This window comes from Enterococcus sp. BWR-S5, assembly GCF_016745255.1.
In the GTDB taxonomy this organism is placed as follows: Bacteria; Bacillota; Bacilli; order Lactobacillales; family Enterococcaceae; genus Enterococcus_L.
The window spans coordinates 17,913-36,805 of sequence record NZ_JADOEQ010000003.1; the positions used below are offsets into that span (position 1 = coordinate 17,913).

Annotated in this window: 16 protein-coding genes; 13 read left to right on the forward strand and 3 right to left on the reverse strand. The window is 40.4% G+C overall.

Going from position 1 to position 18,893, the window contains the following annotated elements:
- The first annotated feature begins 2 nt into the window (after positions 1-2).
- From IW510_RS04815 to IW510_RS04850, 8 genes are all read left to right on the forward strand, one after another.
- Positions 3-1,088: a carbamoyl phosphate synthase small subunit gene (locus IW510_RS04815; protein ID WP_202057466.1), complete on the forward strand. Its 1,086-nt coding sequence runs from the start codon at positions 3-5 to the stop codon at positions 1,086-1,088.
- Positions 1,081-4,269 carry a carbamoyl-phosphate synthase large subunit gene (gene carB, locus IW510_RS04820; RefSeq protein ID WP_202057468.1) on the forward strand — a complete coding sequence of 1,063 codons (3,189 nt, stop codon included), beginning with the start codon at positions 1,081-1,083 and terminating at the stop codon, positions 4,267-4,269. Before IW510_RS04815 ends, carB begins: the two co-directional genes overlap by 8 nt.
- Positions 4,270-4,441: 172 nt before the next feature.
- The gene (locus IW510_RS04825) at positions 4,442-5,248 is read left to right on the forward strand and encodes a dihydroorotate dehydrogenase electron transfer subunit (protein WP_330932581.1); all 807 of its coding nucleotides are present in this window, start codon (positions 4,442-4,444) and stop codon (positions 5,246-5,248) included.
- Positions 5,248-6,177, forward strand: coding sequence for a dihydroorotate dehydrogenase (locus IW510_RS04830; protein WP_202057471.1), 930 nt, complete (start codon positions 5,248-5,250; stop codon positions 6,175-6,177). The genes IW510_RS04825 and IW510_RS04830 overlap by 1 nt, the downstream gene beginning before the upstream one ends.
- Complete coding sequence (pyrF, locus tag IW510_RS04835; RefSeq protein ID WP_202057475.1) at positions 6,174-6,890, forward strand: orotidine-5'-phosphate decarboxylase; 717 nt, start codon at positions 6,174-6,176, stop codon at positions 6,888-6,890. Before IW510_RS04830 ends, pyrF begins: the two co-directional genes overlap by 4 nt.
- A complete protein-coding gene (gene pyrE, locus IW510_RS04840) occupies positions 6,891-7,523 on the forward strand; it encodes an orotate phosphoribosyltransferase (RefSeq protein ID WP_202057477.1) in 633 nt (210 codons plus the stop codon).
- Between the two features lie 268 nt (positions 7,524-7,791).
- Positions 7,792-8,502 (forward strand): carbonic anhydrase family protein, encoded by a 711-nt coding sequence (locus IW510_RS04845; protein WP_202057478.1) that lies wholly within the window; start codon positions 7,792-7,794, stop codon positions 8,500-8,502.
- Between the two features lie 12 nt (positions 8,503-8,514).
- Positions 8,515-9,417, forward strand: a complete 903-nt coding sequence (locus IW510_RS04850; RefSeq protein ID WP_202057481.1) for a LysR family transcriptional regulator — start codon at positions 8,515-8,517, stop codon at positions 9,415-9,417.
- 129 nt (positions 9,418-9,546) lie between these two features.
- Here the strand turns inward: IW510_RS04850 and hisC are convergent, their stop codons facing one another.
- Entirely contained in the window at positions 9,547-10,593 is a 1,047-nt protein-coding gene (gene hisC, locus IW510_RS04855; RefSeq protein ID WP_202057483.1) for a histidinol-phosphate transaminase, read from the reverse strand.
- A 484-nt stretch (positions 10,594-11,077) separates the two neighbouring features.
- On the opposite strand from hisC, the gene IW510_RS04860 reads away from it, so the two are divergent.
- From IW510_RS04860 to IW510_RS04880, 5 genes are all read left to right on the forward strand, one after another.
- The gene (locus IW510_RS04860) at positions 11,078-12,244 is read left to right on the forward strand and encodes a pyridoxal phosphate-dependent aminotransferase (protein WP_202057484.1); all 1,167 of its coding nucleotides are present in this window, start codon (positions 11,078-11,080) and stop codon (positions 12,242-12,244) included.
- Positions 12,245-12,943: 699 nt separating this feature from the next.
- On the forward strand, positions 12,944-13,831 hold the full coding sequence (locus IW510_RS04865) for a phosphate ABC transporter substrate-binding protein PstS family protein (protein ID WP_202057488.1): 888 nt from the start codon (positions 12,944-12,946) through the stop codon (positions 13,829-13,831).
- 209 nt (positions 13,832-14,040) lie between these two features.
- A complete protein-coding gene (locus IW510_RS04870) occupies positions 14,041-14,361 on the forward strand; it encodes a PadR family transcriptional regulator (protein WP_202057490.1) in 321 nt (106 codons plus the stop codon).
- Between the two features lies 1 nt (position 14,362).
- Positions 14,363-14,950, forward strand: a complete 588-nt coding sequence (locus IW510_RS04875) for a DUF1129 family protein (RefSeq protein WP_202057491.1) — start codon at positions 14,363-14,365, stop codon at positions 14,948-14,950.
- A gap of 143 nt (positions 14,951-15,093) precedes the next feature.
- A complete protein-coding gene (locus tag IW510_RS04880) occupies positions 15,094-15,918 on the forward strand; it encodes a YwqG family protein (RefSeq protein WP_202057493.1) in 825 nt (274 codons plus the stop codon).
- Between the two features lie 62 nt (positions 15,919-15,980).
- On the opposite strand, the gene IW510_RS04885 is transcribed toward IW510_RS04880, so the two are convergent.
- Positions 15,981-17,741 (reverse strand): sensor histidine kinase, encoded by a 1,761-nt coding sequence (locus IW510_RS04885; RefSeq protein WP_202057494.1) that lies wholly within the window; start codon positions 17,739-17,741, stop codon positions 15,981-15,983.
- Positions 17,738-18,451, reverse strand: a complete 714-nt coding sequence (locus IW510_RS04890) for a response regulator transcription factor (protein WP_202057496.1) — start codon at positions 18,449-18,451, stop codon at positions 17,738-17,740. Before IW510_RS04890 ends, IW510_RS04885 begins: the two co-directional genes overlap by 4 nt.
- Between the last annotated feature and the right edge of the window lie 442 nt (positions 18,452-18,893).

Consider the following 18,893-nt stretch of genomic DNA (forward strand, 5'->3'; position numbering starts at 1 on the left):
CGTTGAAGCGATTACTTATTTTAGAAGATGGAACTGTCTTTGAAGGAAAGGCCTTTGGAGCAGATGCAAATGTAGTAGGCGAAGTCGTATTTACAACAAGTATGACTGGCTATCAGGAAACAATTACTGACCAAAGCTTTAATGGTCAGATTATCACCTTTACTTATCCGATGGTAGGAAACTACGGAATCAATCGTGATGACTATGAATCGATTGCACCAACATGTAAAGGGGTAGTCGTGAAAGAATTTGCACGTCTGGCTTCTAATTGGAGGAATCAGTTGACTTTAGATGAATTTCTAAAGCGTAAAGGAATTCCGGGGATTGCCGGGATTGACACACGTGCTCTGACAAAGAAACTGCGTTCTGTAGGAACGATGAAGGGGATGCTGGTTGATAAGGGAGACGAACTGAATCATCTGTTCGATCAGCTGAAAGCAACTGTATTGCCTCATAATCAAGTAGCGCAAGTTTCTACAACGAAGCCGTACCCAAGTCCGGGAGTAGGTAGAAATGTCGTAGTTGTAGATTTTGGTCTAAAGCATAGTATCTTACGAGAGCTATCTAAAAGACAGTGTAATCTGACCGTACTTCCTTATAATACAGATGCTCAAACTATCTTGGATCTTCATCCTGACGGTGTGATGCTGACGAATGGACCGGGAGACCCTAAAGACGTACCGGGAGCCATTGAAATGATTCAAGAAATTCAAGGAAAAGTACCGATTTTCGGTATTTGTCTAGGCTATCAGCTGTTCTCATTAGCCAATGGCGCTGATACGTATAAAATGAAGTTTGGTCATCGCGGCTTAAACCATCCGGTAAGAGAAATTGCCACAGGTCGTATTGACTTTACCTCACAAAACCATGGGTATGCGGTAGACGAGAAAACAATTGACCCTGAAAAATTGATGGTCACTCATATTGAAATCAACGATGGAACAGTTGAAGGGGTAAGACATAGAGAATTCCCTGCATTTACTGTTCAATATCATCCGGATGCAGCACCTGGTCCACATGATGGACTCCACCTGTTTGATGAATTTATGGAATTAATGGATGCCTGGAAGGAGCAGAGAAATGCCTAAACGTACAGATATTAAGAAAATTATGGTTATCGGTTCAGGACCAATCATTATTGGACAAGCTGCGGAATTTGACTACGCAGGCACACAGGCATGTCTCGCATTAAGAGAAGAAGGCTACGAAGTTGTATTAGTCAACTCAAACCCTGCAACAATTATGACAGATAAGGAAATCGCCGACAAAGTATACATTGAACCCATTACCTTGGAATTTGTCTCAAGAATTTTGCGTAAAGAGCGTCCCGATGCGTTATTACCTACGCTAGGCGGACAAACAGGCTTGAACATGGCGATGGAACTGGCAGCTTCAGGAATTCTTGATGAGCTGGATGTTGAGCTATTAGGAACAAAGCTAAGTGCAATCGATCAGGCAGAGGATCGCGACCTGTTCAAACAACTGATGGAAGAACTAGGTCAACCAATTCCTGAAAGTGATATTGTTCATACGGTGGAAGAAGCAGTTGCTTTTGCGAATAAGATTGGTTATCCAATTATTGTTCGACCTGCTTTTACACTTGGTGGGACAGGCGGCGGCATGTGTGATAATGAAGAAGAGCTGAGAATCGTTGCTGAAAATGGCTTAAAACTTTCTCCGGCGACACAATGTCTGATTGAGAAAAGTATTGCTGGCTTTAAAGAAATCGAATATGAAGTTATGCGTGACTCAGCAGACAACGCCATTGTTGTTTGTAACATGGAAAACTTCGATCCGGTGGGGATTCATACAGGGGATTCTATCGTATTTGCACCAAGCCAAACATTATCAGATTATGAATATCAAATGCTTAGAGATGCTTCCTTAAAAATTATTCGCGCATTGAAAATTGAGGGTGGCTGTAATGTTCAGCTAGCTTTGGACCCACATAGTTTTAACTATTATGTCATTGAGGTAAACCCTCGAGTTTCTCGTTCCTCTGCATTGGCAAGTAAAGCCACAGGTTATCCGATTGCAAAGCTGGCAGCGAAAATTGCTGTCGGTCTGACCTTGGATGAAATGAAAAATCCTGTTACAGGAACAACTTATGCAGAATTTGAACCAGCCTTGGATTATGTTGTAGCGAAAATTCCCCGTTGGCCTTTCGATAAGTTTGAAAAGGGAGACCGTCTGTTAGGAACACAGATGAAAGCTACAGGCGAAGTCATGGCGATTGGCAGAAATATTGAAGAATCGCTACTGAAAGCTGTTCGTTCACTGGAAATCGGCACACATCATAATGAGCTGAAAGAGTTAAAGGATGTTTCTGACGATGCCTTAACAGAGAAAGTAGTCAAAGCACAGGATGATCGCTTATTCTATCTTTCAGAAGCATTGAGAAGAGGCTATACGATTGAAGAACTGGCTTTACTAACAAAAATTGATTTGTTCTTCTTGGATAAGCTGCTGCATATTGTCGAGCTGGAAAATGAGCTGGCGGAAAACATCAATGACCTAGATATATTGAAGGAAGCAAAGCAAAATGGATTCACGGATCGTAAAATTGCTGAGCTTTGGAATACAACAGCTGAGGCCGTCGTTGCGCTTCGTAAAAATCATGGCATTATCCCTGTTTATAAAATGGTGGACACCTGTGCGGCAGAGTTTGAATCTCAAACACCATATTTCTACAGCACCTATGAATTTGAAAACGAAAGTATTCGTTCAGAGAAACCATCTGTATTAGTTTTAGGATCAGGACCGATTCGAATAGGTCAAGGGGTTGAATTCGATTATGCAACGGTTCATTCTGTGAAGGCAATACAAGCAGCTGGTTATGAAGCGATTATTATGAACAGCAACCCTGAAACAGTATCAACGGATTTCTCGATTTCTGATAAGCTATACTTTGAGCCGCTGACTTTAGAGGATGTGATGAATGTCATTGATTTGGAACAGCCAATCGGTGTCATCGTTCAGTTTGGCGGTCAAACGGCAATCAATTTAGCTGAGCCTTTAACAAAAAACGGCGTGAAGATTTTAGGGACAACGATTGAAGACTTGGATCGTGCTGAGAATAGAGATTTATTTGAACAAGCGTTAAATCAGTTAAACATTCCACAGCCTCCCGGAGATACAGCTATCAGTGAAAGTGAAGCAGTTGCGATTGCTAACCGCATTGGTTATCCAGTATTGGTTCGTCCAAGCTATGTATTAGGCGGTCGGGCAATGGAAATCGTGGAGAATCAGAAGGACCTAGAGGATTACATGCGTAATGCAGTGAAAGCTTCTCCTGAGCATCCGGTTCTGGTAGACAGCTATTTGCTTGGACGTGAATGTGAAGTTGATGCCATCTGTGATGGAGAAACAGTTTTGATACCTGGAATTATGGAACACATCGAGCGTGCGGGTGTCCATTCAGGAGATTCAATGGCCGTTTATCCGCCGCAGACACTTTCTGAGTCGATTAAAGAAACGATTGCTGAATACACGAAAAAACTTGCTCTTGGTCTGAACTGCATTGGGATGATGAACATTCAGTTTGTTATTCATGAAGAAACAGTTTATGTCATTGAGGTTAATCCAAGAGCCAGTCGGACAGTGCCATTCTTAAGTAAAATCACCGGTATTCCAATGGCTCAGGTTGCAACAAAGGCCATTCTTGGTGAGAAACTGGAAGAGCTTGGCTACTCAGATGGCTTATATCCGGAATGCGAACAGGTTCATATCAAGGCACCTGTCTTCTCCTTCACGAAGCTGCAAAAAGTAGACACCTATCTTGGCCCTGAAATGAAATCAACTGGTGAGGTTATGGGTTCAGATTACAGCTTGGAAAAAGCTCTTTATAAGGCTTTCGAAGCATCTGGTCTGCATTTACCAAGCTATGGCGCAGTACTCTTTACGATTGCGGATGAAACCAAAGAAGAAGCATTGGAGCTTGCGAAACGCTTCAATAGTATCGGCTACAGTCTCGTGGCGACTTCCGGAACAGCGAAATATTTTGCAGAAGCCGGACTTCGCGTAAAAACAGTATTGAAGATTGAGGAGCAGCAAGAGGGCAAGGAAACAGTTGTTGACTTGATTCGTAACGGACAAACACAGGTGGTAGTCAATACGATGGATAAAAACCGTTCTTCTGTAAATGAAGATGGCTTCATTATCAGAAGAGAATCAGTTGAGCATGGTGTGCCATTATTTACCTCTCTGGATACAGCTAATGCAATCTTAAAGGTATTGGAATCAAGAGCCTTCTCAACAGAAGCGATATAAGACGTATCTACAGTAATTGATAGGGAATTTGCTGTAGAGCAATTAGGCGATGAATCTGCTTTCTGCCTAGCGAAAAAGCAGAAAGCAGTGAAATCGTTCTTTGATACAGAAAAGATACTGGCAATTTTATGTTAGCATATAGACAAGGGCTTCAACGTGTTTAGAAACAAAAATACAGGATAGAAGGAGTCGGACAATGAAACAGGAAATGATGACGATCGTTGAACAAAAACAGCTGGCACCCAGAATTTTTCAGTTAACATTGACTGGTGAACTGGTCAATGAAATGGGACTACCTGGACAATTTTTACATATTAAGGTCCCGAGAGAAGATTTACTTCTAAGAAGACCAATCAGCATCAATCAAATCAATAAGGAAGATAAAACCTGTTCAATTATCTATAGAACAGAGGGAGACGGCACACTTTATTTTTCTAACATGTCCGTTGGAGAACAGCTGGATGTGATGGGCCCGCTAGGCAATGGTTATGATCTTTCGTTTCTGAGTCCGGGACAAAAAGCATTTGTCGTTGGTGGAGGTATTGGTATTCCTCCAATGTACGAGCTATCTAGACAGCTTAAGGCAAAAGGCGTTGAAGTGATTCATTTTCTGGGATATGCCTCTAAGGAGGTTGCCTATTTTCAAGATGAGTTTATTGGTTTAGGTGATACAAGATTTGCTACAGATGACGGTTCCTTTGGGGTACACGGGAATGTCGGTAATTTACTGATGGAAGCGATGAAAGAAGAATCACCGGCTGCAGTATTTGCTTGCGGCGCAAACGGAATGTTAAAGACAGTAGCTCAGCTATTTGAAGAAAATCCAAATGTGTTCCTTTCTTTAGAACAACGGATGGCTTGTGGCATGGGTGCTTGCTACGCTTGTGTTTGCCATGTTCCTGATGATGAAACGGGTACGAAAAGTGTTAAGGTGTGTGACGAAGGGCCCATTTTTAGAGCGAAGGAGGTTGTACTGTAATGGAAAAAAATCCTTTAGCGATTCATATTCCGGGGTTAGACTTGAAAAACCCGATTATTCCTGCCAGCGGCTGTTTTGGTTTTGGAGAGGAATATGCAAAGTATTATGATATTGGGAAGCTTGGTTCAATCATGATTAAAGCAACAACTGCAGAAGCTCGATTTGGTAATCCTACTCCTCGTGTAGCGGAAACACCAAGTGGCATGCTGAATGCCATTGGTCTGCAAAATCCGGGTTTAGAGGCAGTAATGACACAAAAACTGCCTGCTCTTGAGCAATACAATCTACCAATAATTGCCAATGTTGCGGGTGCTTGTGAAGAAGATTACGTAGAAGTATGTGCCAAAATTGGGGATGCGCCAAATGTTAAAGCAATCGAGCTGAATATCTCATGTCCGAATGTAAAGCATGGTGGAATTGCCTTTGGAACTGATCCCGATGTGGCTTTCCAGCTGACCCAAGCTGTCAAGAAAGTAGCGAAAGTACCCATCTATGTGAAGCTTTCTCCAAATGTAACGGACATCGTACCGATTGCCAAGGCGATTGAAGCCGGTGGTGCAGACGGATTTAGTATGATTAATACGTTATTGGGTATGCGAATTGACCTGAAAACAAGAAAGCCGATTTTAGCAAATGGCACAGGCGGATTGTCAGGACCGGCCATTAAACCGGTTGCTATTCGATTAATCCATCAGGTATCACAAGTGTCGGAGTTGCCAATCATTGGAATGGGCGGTGTTCAGACGGTTGATGATGTACTGGAAATGTTTATGGCGGGAGCAAGTGCAGTCGGTGTTGGTACAGCGAATTTTACCGATCCGTATATTTGTCCTAAATTGATTGAAGCATTACCGATTCGTATGGCTGAGTTGGGCATCGAATCATTGGAGCAATTAAGAAAAGAAGTGAGAGAGGAGCGCCAATCATGAGTCATCGACCAATAATCGCATTAGACCTTCCTTCAAAAGAAGCCGTAGCCGATTTTTTAGCTAAATTCCCGAAAACTGAGTCATTATACGTCAAGGTTGGGATGGAGCTATTTTATCAGGAAGGACCTGAAATTGTCAGATGGTTAAAAGCTGCCGGTCATTCTGTATTTCTTGACTTGAAGCTGCATGATATTCCGAATACTGTCGAGCATGCAATGAAGGGGCTGGCGAAGCTGGGTGTGGATATGACCAATGTTCATGCTGCGGGAGGCATCAAAATGATGGAATCTGCCAAACGAGGCTTGGAAGCTGGCAAGGACGAGGGTTGCCCGACTCCTGTATTGATTGCTGTGACACAGCTGACATCAACAAGTGAGGCGGAGATGCATCACGATCAGCTGATTGAGGTATCCTTAAAAGAAAGTGTCCAGCACTATGCAAAATGTGCTGAGACCGCTGGACTGAATGGCGTTGTTTGTTCTGCTCAAGAGGTCGCATTGATTAAGGAAAAGACTTCTTCTTCATTTGTATGTCTGACTCCTGGAATCAGACCATCGGGAAGTGACGCTGGAGACCAAAAACGAGTAATGACACCTGCACAGGCGGCCGAAATAGGCTCAAATTATATTGTCGTAGGACGTCCAATTACGCAGGCGGAGGAGCCGTATCAAGCCTATCTTACAATTAAAAAAGAATGGAATGGGGAAAAATAAATGACTGAATTAGCAAAAAACATTGCCAAGGATTTATTGAAAATTGAAGCTGTTTTCTTAAGCCCGAATGATCCATTTACATGGGCAAGCGGCATTAAAAGTCCAATCTATTGCGATAATCGTATTACAATGAGCTATCCGATGATTCGTAAAGAAATTGCACAAGGCTTGGCAGACCAAATCAAAGAAGCCTATCCAGAGGTAGAAGTCATTGCTGGTACAGCAACTGCCGGGATTCCTCATGCGGCATGGGTAGCTGATATTTTAGACCTGCCTATGGTTTATATTCGTAGTAAGGCAAAAGAGCATGGCAAAGGCAATCAGATTGAAGGACGTATTTCTGAAGGGCAGAAAATGGTTATTATTGAAGATTTGATTTCTACCGGAGGAAGCGTTTTGGAAGCAGCTGAAGCAGCAAAACGTGAAGGAGCAGACGTGTTAGGTGTCGCAGCAATTTTTACGTATGAATTGCCTAAAGGAAAAGAAAACTTTGCAGCACAAGACATTGATTTAATTACACTGACAAATTATTCTACTTTGTTGGAAGCCGCTCTGGAATCACAGTATATTGAAGAAAAGGACTTAGCCTTGCTGAAGGAATGGAAACAAAATCCAGAGGCATGGAAGAAGTAAAAAGCGGATATCTCAATAAATACTACAATCTTTATTAAAAAAATCGTATGAGGAAAAAAGAAGGACAGTCAGTAAAATGAACCTTGTTCTTCTTTTTCTGTCATGCTTGATTGAAGGCGGGATACTTTAATCAGAGCATTGTTCAGTCTTACTTGATAAAGTACTTCGATTTTGAAACTTTTTCATCCGCATTATTTGACGGATAAACGGAAATAAGATAAAGTATTCAAAATAAAATAATACACTCAAAGAAATAATGGAGGGTTGTATGAAAAAGAGAAATATTAGAAATATGGATGTCGAATGGAGCTATTCCGGCGATCGGGGACCGGAACATTGGCATAGTCTATGTGATTGGTTCGCTCAGGGAGCAGCATTTCCAGATCAATCACCGATAGCTTTAACAAATACGTCTACTTGCATTCAAAGGACACTTAATGAGAGTATTTCTTTTCATTATCAAGAAGAAAAGTTTTCGGAAAAGGAATTTAAAAACACGATTCATTTCGTTCCGCCAAATATGGAAAGCTATCTAATTTTTCAAGATGTACGGTATCGACTGACTGATATTCATTTCCACACACCAAGTGAGCACATATTGGAGGATATCCAATACCCAATAGAATTTCACCTTGTGCATATGAATGAAGCGGGACAAAACTTAGTGGTTGGCTGTCTATTTGAGCTTGTGGAGGCGGAAAACAAATTTTCTGCTTTAAAAGAGCTGATTGAAGTCAGTCAGCGAACACACGAGTTTTCTTTTAATCCCTCGTTGTTTTTACCTGAACATCAAGCACACTTCCATTATACTGGCTCTTTAACAACTCCGCCTACCAAAGGCCCGATTCCATGGTTTGTTTTCCAAGAGGTTCAGAAAATGGACTGGTCATTGGTTCATCTGTTGAAGAATGGTATGCTGGAATACAATAATCGGCCTTTGCAGAACAAAAACAGCAGAGAGATTTATTTTGTTGAATGATGGAGAAAAATGATGAATATTAAGCAGATGAAATATGTTGTAGCAGTAGCGGACAGCGGTGGTTTTCGGGAGGCTGCGAAAAGGCTGTTTGTTACGCAGCCGAGTCTGTCTAATGGAATTAAGGAATTAGAAGAAGAGCTGGGAGTCACGCTGTTTGTCCGAACCAATAAAGGTGCGACCTTAACAGAGGAAGGAATCGCTTTTTTAGAGCATGCAGAAAAGATTTTGACCCAATTAGCGCTAATGGAGAATAGATTTCAACATCACCAAAAAGAAGAACGGTTTTCTGTTTCTTCGCAGCATTATGATTTCTTGGGCGGAATCATGGCTCAGGTCATTCGGGAATTTGAAGAGCAATACAAAGAGTTTCGTTTATTTGAAACAACGACCTTAAAGGTGATTGAGGACGTTAAAAGCTATCATAGTGATATTGGCATTCTTTATTTGAATAGTCAAAATCGTTCAGGTATCAAAAGACACTTAGCCGCAACAAACTTGGCTTATGAGGTCATTGGCGGTTTTACTACTCATGTCTTTATAGGAAAGCAGCATCCGCTGGCACAAAAAAAGGTGTTAACTTTGGATCAATTAGCTGACTATCCTCAGGTTCGTTTCATCCAAGAAGGTAGTGAGTTCAATTATTTTTCGGAAGATTTGATAGCTGAAACAGGTCCGCAGGGCGTTATTCAAGTGAGTGATCGAGGAACATTGATGAATATTTTGGCTGGAACAACTGCGTATGCTACCGGATCAGGAATCATTACCGGATTTACTAAAAAGGAAATACGATTGATTCCTTTGGTTGGGCAGGAGGAAAATCAAATTTGTATCCTTTACCAAAAGAATCAGCAAAGGAATGAAGTTTCTGATTATTTCATTAAGCTATTAAGAAAAACAATCAATAAAGAAGACTAAATAGGAATCAAGCATTAACCGGAAGTGAGACGTTCGCATTCCGGTTTTTTGATAGAAAAAAACTGTGGCACAAGGTATCTTGGAGAAGTCCCTGATACAATGTGTCACAGTCCATTTAAATTTCTTTCTTTAGTTAAGATAGTTCGTGATAGCTGAAACGACAGCTTCCATTTCTTTTCTTGTTCCAATCGAGATACGCAGATAGCTGTTTAGACGCTCTGGCTTAGAAAAATAGCGCACAAAGATATTTTTTTCTTCTAAGTATTGATACAGCTGTGCCATGTCCAGGTCAGGATGAGTCGTAAGAAGGAAGTTCGTTTGAGAAGACAGGGACGTGAATCCCAGCTCTTCCAGTTGTTGGCTGAACCATTCCCTTGTCATGCAAATTTCGTCTGTAATTTTTTGATAATAAGCTGTATCTTCCACAGCAGCAGTTGCCAACGCTTCTGCTAGGCTGTCAACAGAATAAGGGTTGAACGAAGATTTAATGCTTTCGAGAACAGCGATATATTCAGGTGCACCGGCAGCATAACCGATACGCAGCCCGGCGAGTGCTTGCGACTTAGAAAGCGTTCGAACAATAATTAGATTTGAATAGTCATTTAGTAGGGAAAACATCGACTCCTCCGCAAACTCTGCGTAAGCCTCATCAATGATAACAATCACATCAGAATGACGCTCTAAAAGAGCACGAATCTCATCCATTGTCTTGAAAAGCCCTGTTGGTGCATTCGGATTGGCAATCACCAAGCCGCCGTTTATTTGCTGATAATCATGGAAATCAATTTCAAATTTCTTATTCAACGGAATTTCTTTAAAAGGAATATGAAAAAGGTCTGCCCACACTTTATAGAAGCCATAAGTGATATCAGGAAAGAGAACAGGGTCTTTGCTATTGAAAAAGGCGAGGAAGCTAAAAGCAAGCACTTCATCCGAGCCGTTACCAATCATCAGCTGATTGGCTGCTATGCCATGTTTTTCAGCTAAGGCTTCCTTCAAAGCAAGGTTATCTAATGAGCTGTAGCGTTTCAACCGCTCACTATCAAATTGCTTTAGTGCTTCAGCCACTTTGGGAGAAGGGGGATAAGGATTCTCATTCGTGTTTATTTTAATCATGTCCTGTGTGTTTGGTTGAATCCCCGGAATATAAGGAGCAATTTTTCTAATGCCTTTCATGTGTACTCAAACCCTCTCTGTTAAATATGTCAATGCGGTGAAGTGAACAATAGGAGAAAAAATCTGTTGCATACGCCACGAGCATTGGCGGCTAGCTCAAAAATCTGTATCGAATTTGGGCGAACATATATGTTGATACGGATATCCTTTCGCTTATAAGAATTGATTTTGTAGAATGGATTATTCGTTATCCTAAGAATGCTCTCTATAGTCCTATAATGAGTGGCATTCTTTCTTATATAGTAGATAAAAGAAAAGTGAATTGCAAGTGTAAAATGAGAAAACAAGGAGGAAAAAAATTTTTTTTAAATAGGATTTTCATTTTACACTGGATTATGGTACTATTATGTCCAAGTAAATAGCCAACTACTAGCATTCTCCTTGCCATTTTACTGGCAGGAAGTTAATGTATAGTGGGATTATGAGTCATTATTGAATTATTCCGTTTAGTAGTGACTTGATAGCGCACAGAGGAGGAAAATGAATGGAACTAACAAGCCGTTTTAATAAGCAGGTGTATAAAATCGCTGTTTCGATGATTCGCAGATTTGATGAGCAGGTCACAGCGATTCCAGATATTTTGAAGCTGACGTTGGGTGAGCCGGATTTTAACACTCCGGAGCATGTGAAGGAAGCTGGACAGACCGCTATCAGAGAGAACTTTTCACATTATTCCGGGATGGCCGGATTGACTGATGTAAGAGAAGCAGCTGCCTATTTTATGAAGGAAAAATATGGTCTATCCTATGACCCATTGTCTGAAGTGCTTGTGACGATTGGGGCGACAGAAGCTATTTCCGCCAGCTTATTGGCGATGCTGGAGGCAGGAGATAAGGTGTTGATGCCGGCACCGATTTATCCAGGCTATGAACCAGTTATTACGTTGGCAGGGGCCGTGCCTGTCTACATTGATACCACGGAAAATGGGTTTGTGTTGACTCCGGAAATGATTGAAAAAGCAATGTCCGAGCATGGAGATACGGTCAAGGCAGTGATTCTAAATTATCCAAGCAACCCAACTGGTGTGACCTACAATCGTGAAGAGGTTCAGGCAATTGCAGAGGTTCTAAAAAAATATCCGGTATTTGTTATCAGCGATGAAATATATAGTGAGCTGACTTACGAAGAAACACATGTTTCCATTGCAGAGTTTATCCCTGAACAGACAATCGTCATTAACGGATTATCAAAATCCCATGCAATGACTGGCTGGCGAATCGGCTTCATTTTTGGTGACAAACGATTGACAAGTGAAATTATTAAGGTGCACCAATATCTTGTAACTGCGGCTTCAACGATTTCACAAAAGGCTGCGGTTCGTGCGCTTATAGAAGGAATTAATGATGGTGTCATCATGAGAGAAGAATATCGGAAACGTCGTGATTTTGTTTATGAGCAAATGTCTGGCTTAGGCTTTGAAATTGCTCGTCCTAACGGTGCCTTCTATATTTTTGCGAAGATTCCAAATGGATTCGAACAGGATTCAATGAAGTTTTGTTTGGAGCTTGCCAACAAGCAAGCACTGGCAATCATTCCGGGAATTGCTTTTGGACCGGAAGCAGAAGGATATGTTCGTATCAGTTATGCAGCAGATATGGAGCGACTGGAAGAAGCGATGAAACGACTGACTGCATTTATGAATGACATGTAGTGAGTAGAAAAACCGACTTCGATGGAATCGTTGGAGGCGGACAACAATTTATAAAAATCTGATTTTATAAGCTTAAGGCTATTAGCTGGACATTATTTTTTATCAAAGACTGGAAAAATTTTTCGTCCCAGCGATTGCTGAAAGAATGTTTCCTGATGCGAATAGCCTGAGCTTTTTTTGATTCAAAAGGGATTATAAAATTTTCATGGCTGTGAATTCAGTGATACCAAGGATTAACAATGGAACAACCGTCTAGCTGGACGAGCTCGTTCAACTTTTCTACTTGTCTAGCTTCACAGACTAACTTCATCGGCAATAAGATAACTTGCCTTCAGTTAACGTACCAAAAAATTTATAATGTGTATCTACGATTCTCGTTTTACTGCGATTCTCGATACAAAACGTTACACTTGGTCCGTTTTCCTATATCGCGCATGAGCTAAGCGACTCGTTCAGCTTTTCTGTTTGTCTAGCTTCATGAGCAGCTAACTTATTTAAAAGGAGCACAGAACTTTTTAAGAAAAAAATTTTGTATGATTGACGTCACGCATACCATTCGACTAATGAAATATCCAGTCGAACTGGCATAGCTACACTAAATTTTTACATTTCTTTACCGATTATTTACAAGATTTTGGAACAGCCTTAACACTGAGTTGTTAAACTATGCTTGTAACTAATTACGAAGGAAGTGTTGAAATGAAGAAAATGATTTTGACTACATTGGCAATCGCGGCAGGTGTTGTACTGACTGGCTGCGGCAGTAATTCCAATAGTAGTGAAGCAACCGATAAAACAACGAATGAACAGGTAAAAATAGTCGCAGTGGGTTCAACAGCTTTACAACCATTAGTAGATGCAGCGAAGGATCAATTCGTGGCAGATGAGCCTAACTATTCCATCTCTGTCCAAGGCGGAGGAAGCGGAACAGGACTTTCTCAGGTTGCAGATGGGGCAGTAACTATTGGGAATTCAGATGTATTTGCAGAAGAAAAATCAGGGATTGATGCGGACAAGCTAGTTGATCACAAAGTAGCTGTAGTTGGCATGGGTCCTGTAGTCAATAAGGATGTCGGTGTTAAAGAAATAACTAAATCAGAGTTGATTGATATTTTTACAGGAAAAATCACCAACTGGAAAGATTTGGGGGGTAAGGACCAAGCAATCGAAGTAATCAATCGCCCTGAAGGTAGCGGAACCAGAGCTACGTTTGAAAAGTGGGGATTAGACGGAGCAACCTCAATTAAATCTCAGGAACAGGATTCTTCAGGAACGGTTCGGCAAATTGTCTCTCAAACACCGGGAGCGATTAGTTATCTGGCCTTTTCTTACATGGACGATTCTACCGTGGCTTTAAGTCTTGATGGAGTGAAACCAACAGAAGAAAATGTAGCAGATAATTCTTGGCCAATCTGGTCCTATGAGCATATGTATACAAACGGCGAGCCAGATGCAGGGGTCAAAAAATTCTTAGATTATATTGTTAGTGATGACGTTCAAAAGAGTATTGTTAAAGAGCTAGGCTATGTGCCAATCACAGACATGAAAATCGAACGAAGCGTTGATGGTGCGGTAACGAATAATTAATTAGCAACACTAAAAATAATAACAAAATCCTAAATAAAAATAGTTGAGTGCTGTATCGGAATTTTTCTTCGATGCAGCGCTTATTTATTTTTAGGAAATAGTCATATCAGCAAAAAAATATATATTTCACTAGTGTGTTTTACAAACTAGTAGTGTTCTGTTATAGTAATGAGGAGGTAGTTTGCATTACATAGTAGAGGAGGATACTTTTGAAAGAAACACAATTATTAAAGGGTGTTTTAGATGGCTGTGTACTAAAGGTTATTGGGAAAAGAGAAATCTATGGGTATGAGCTCGTACAATATTTAAAAGAAAATGGCTTCCCGACGATTGTTGGTGGAACTGTCTATCCATTGCTTCAAAAACTAGAAAAGCAAGGATTAATAGTAAGCAGGCTTAAGCCGTCCAAGGAAGGTCCTGATCGAAAATATTTCTCTCTGACAAATGATGGAAGCATCTATTTAGAGGAATTTACTGTGCAATGGTATGGATTAACAGAGAAAGTTCAACATATTCTGGAGGAGGAATAGTATGGATAATAAACAGATAGCTGCGTATAGAGAGGGTGCTAATGCTATTGAGGACAAGTTGACAGGAAGTAACAAACAGTTTTTTAGTGATTTGAGGCTCTATCTTTTGACTGCAACTATCTTTTCTGATGAAGGAGAAATCAATCAGCAGTTATATGAGCTAGGCAGTGATTTGTTGGAGGCTCAGAACAATGGTCAGGATGCAGAGGAATACTTTGGCGCTAATGCAAAGGAGATGGCTGATGATTTGCTTCGTTATTTTAAAAAGGGAAGTACCAAAGAACATATTAAGCTAAGTGTCTTATTTATTGGTGTATTTTGGCTGTTTCGATTAGTTGGCGATTTTACAGGAAGTAGACCGATTGAGCTGAATGTCTTAGAGTATCTTCTTTCCGCTATTTTTGCAGGAGGAATGTCCCTTGTAGTATTTAAATACCTTCATCATTCAATTTATGCTAAGACTGGATTTTTCAAACCTGGTAAAAAGAGGAGCGCGCTCATCTTCATACTGGCCGCTATTTTTACCATTAGTGTGTTTGTTTTCATTCAGTTATTCACACCGTCAATCTGGATGGTTAGAATTCCATAAAGAAGGAAGACTGCTTTTAAATCCCTTGTCATCTAGGTTGGAAAATCAGTAAGTTCATGCTGAATGGGTGAGTTGGTTGCTTGTTTCATCTTTACATGGGTTGACTAAAAGACTAAGATAGAAGAAAAAAGAGGAGGAATAGAATGGAAGAGACATTGAAAGATTTATTGCCGAAAGAGTGGTTGGAACGATTTGTTCAGACAAAAAAGGAATATCTTAAGCTTAGCTTCAGTAATGAAGGAGAATTACCTTTAGATGCAAGTAAGGTTGGTGGTATTGGTTATTTACCATTGAATCAGGAATATCCTAGAAGCACAGAGAATGATGTGCCCTTGTTCTTGTTGGCTCAGCTCAATTTTTCTGAGCTGCCAGCGCTGTCATCCTATCCGGAAAAGGGAATTCTATCATTCTATGTTGATTATACAGACGACTTAATTGGGCTAGACTTTGATGCGCCTGCTGCTCAAGCTGGCTTTAGAGTGTTGTTTTTTGAAGATACTTCTGCTATTTCTTATAGTAGAGAACAGCAGCTGGCGCTTCAAGCCGAAATTTCAGATGAGCTATATAAGGTCGTTGAAGGGGAATATAGACTCACTGCTTCAAAAGAAATAACCTATCTTAGCAGTGATTGTTATGAGTTCAAAAAGTTCTTTGGAAAAACAATGTATGAGTGGTTAAGTGATGTTTCTTCGGAAGAAGAGCAGCAGGAAAAAATTTACAATGGTCTGTGGGAAACAGCTGCTGGAAGTAAAGTAGGCGGCTATCCATACTTCACACAGGAAGATCCTCGACTTTATGAAGAAACAACAAACTATGATACCTTGCTCTTCCAATTAGACACGGAGAAGATTGACGAAGATTGGCCAATTATGTGGGGTGATATGGGGGTCGGTAACTTTTTCATTAACCGGCAAGCGCTGGAAAGCAAAGATTTTACCGATATCCAGTACAATTGGGATTGCGGATAATGTAAATAGAAACAGGATTGAATCAAGAGATGGTCAAGCCATTTCCGATTCAATCCTGTTTTTTAGTTCAATGGAATTCTCAGCATGAAGGAGGAGCCTACTCCTGGATAGCTTTCTAAAGTGACTGTTCCTCCCAATAATTCGGTGTAATTTTGAACGATAGCAAGACCAAGTCCTGTACCGCCGGAATAGCGTGTACGTGCTTTGTCAACTCGGTAAAATCGCTCAAATATTCTGTTTTGATCCTCTAATGGAATGCCAATGCCATTGTCTTCAACCGACAAAAGCAGTTCGTTCTTTTTGACGACGAAATCAACAATAATACTTCCTTCGTCTGTTGAATACTGTACGGCATTTTCTATCAAGTTTTTGATAATCGGATAAAACAGTTCATAAACGGTAGAAATAATTAGCTCATGGTCTCCGTTTACGACTATCTGCAGGTGCTTTTCATCAATCGTCTTTTGATAAGAATGAACAACCTCATAAATCAATGAGTGAAGAGGCACTTGTTGTTTATCATAGGTGCTTTTCGAATCTCTGGACAGCAAAATGATTTCCTGAATGAGTCGCTGTAATCGATAAGCATCTTTTTGAATGATACCTAAAAACTGTGTCAGAGTTTCCGGGTCATCCTTGGCACCATCAATAAGAGTTTCGGTAAAACCTATCAAGGACGTGATTGGTGTTTTTAACTCATGGGAAACATTTCCTACAAAATCCTTTTGCATTTTTTCCAATCGGTGAACCTGAGTCAGATCATAGGCAACACCAAAAATCTGGTGGTGATTAAAATCGTTATTAAAATAATGAAGAGATAAATCAACAATCTTTTCTTCTGTTTCAGCGCTTAAAGTGATTTCCTGATGGAGTGAGCGCTCTTCAGTGATTGCCTGATTAATTAACTGAATCAGCAGCGGATCGTTGATTGTCTGCTGGTAGCTTACACGTTCTTGTGGAACAGAAGGGATACCAAGAAAACCGCACATCACAGGATTAATCAACTCAAGATCACCATTTTTATCAATAATGAACATGCCAATCATTAGCTCATTTAAGAGAATATGCAGCTGCTCTTCTGAGGATAAATAGGCGCGGTAGGTTTCGCTCATCTGACTGCTAAGCTCATTCGCCGTTTCATAGAGCTCGTGCCATTCAGAGGATTGCTGAATGATTGAACGACCTTTTTGCGGATTTTGAATCATTCGTTTTAGGAAAGGCAACACAGTTAATAATGGTTTGTTTTTCTGACGAATCATTAGAAGCAGAAAGACTGTAATGATTAAAAATAGCAGACCGAATATAAATATTAGGAAATTACGGAATGCAGAAATGCTGCTTGAAAACTTGCTTGCCTCTTCAGATATACGTAGGATACCAATCAGCTTTCCTTTAATTTCAATAGGAATAGCCAGATACAGTAGCTCAACATGTAAGGTGCCGCTTGTGCGATGGTCGGAGCCAAAGTCTGCTCCGGCAAGAACGGCTTTGATTTCCGGTCGATCCTTACGAGAATCAGACAGATTACTATCATCTGTGTCATAGAACACGTCACCGTTATCAGTAAGCAAGCTTATACGTTCATCGTTCATGCCAACATAGTCTTGAATAAACTGTTGTTCTTCTTGTGTCACAGTCTCTTGCTGAAAGGTACTATCGGACAGTTGTTCTGCCAGAAATTCTGCTTTTTTCAGAAGATAGCTTTCTTGTTGATTAAGCAGCTCGTTTTTAAAAAAAGAGTTGACCGTGAACATGCTGGCAAAGAATAGAAGTGACATAATCAGAATTGTTACAAAATATTCAAAGCGCTGTCGATTAATCATTTTTTAGGCTCCTGAAAACGATAGCCGAAGCCTCGAACAGTTACCAGGTAGGCAGGACGTTTTGGGTCCTTTTCTATTTTGTCACGGAGATGACTGACATGAACATCCACGATTCTGCTTTGACCGGAAAAATCATACTGCCAAATACGCTCTAACAAGGTGTCACGATTAATGACACGATCCTTCCGTTTCATGAAATAGACGAGCAGCTCAAATTCCTTTGGCGTAAGCTCAATCTTTTCTCCGCGAACAAATACTTCATAATTATTTTCATCTACATGAATGTCACCAATCGTAAGTGGTGCTTTTTCAACAGGCTCAGTTGTCTCAACTGTCTTTTTCGAGCCCTCGGTTCGTCTGAAAATTGCCTTCATTCGTGCTAAAACTTCTCTTGGGCTGAAAGGCTTTGTGAGGTAATCATCTGCGCCAATTTCCAGTCCGATAATTTTGTCTACTTGGTCGTCCTTTGCTGTGAGAATCAAAATGGGTGTTTCTACTTTCTCTCGACGTAACGCTTTTGTGATATCAAGACCATCCATGCCGGGAAGCATGACATCAAGGATAATAAAATCAAAAGACTGATCCAAAGCCAGTTCATAGGCTTCTGTACCATGTTCTGCCGTAGACACTTTATAGCCGTCTTTTTCCAAATTAAACTTCAGTAAGGTCAAAATTGATGGTTCATCATCCACAACTAATACATGTTTCATAGAGTCGCTCCTTTTATTTGCTTGTTTAGTCAACTATTTCTTGATACCACTATAGATAAACCAACGGCTAAAGAGTGCCGGCACTATCTATGAGTAGAATCAAAATCAATGATTACGCAGTACAGCTTGTTCAAACATAGAGTTTTATTGTGAAATTCACGAAGAAGCTGTGTGTATTTCTTTCTATGTGTGAAGCAGTGTTTGTTTTTGCTAAAGCTATTCATTGTACTGCTTCTATTCTATCATATTTTAAAAAATTCAGAATAGGAATAACCCTACGTAGAGCAATTGGAAATGGTATAATGGGAGAGAAACTTTGCGAGTTTTTATTTTCGCCGAGAAGTTTCCGATGATTTGCATGAAATGTGTACTTTTCAAAGTAAAAATACTTTAACCGAATAAATTAGTACGTGAAAAAAACAAGAATTGAATCGTCTTATTT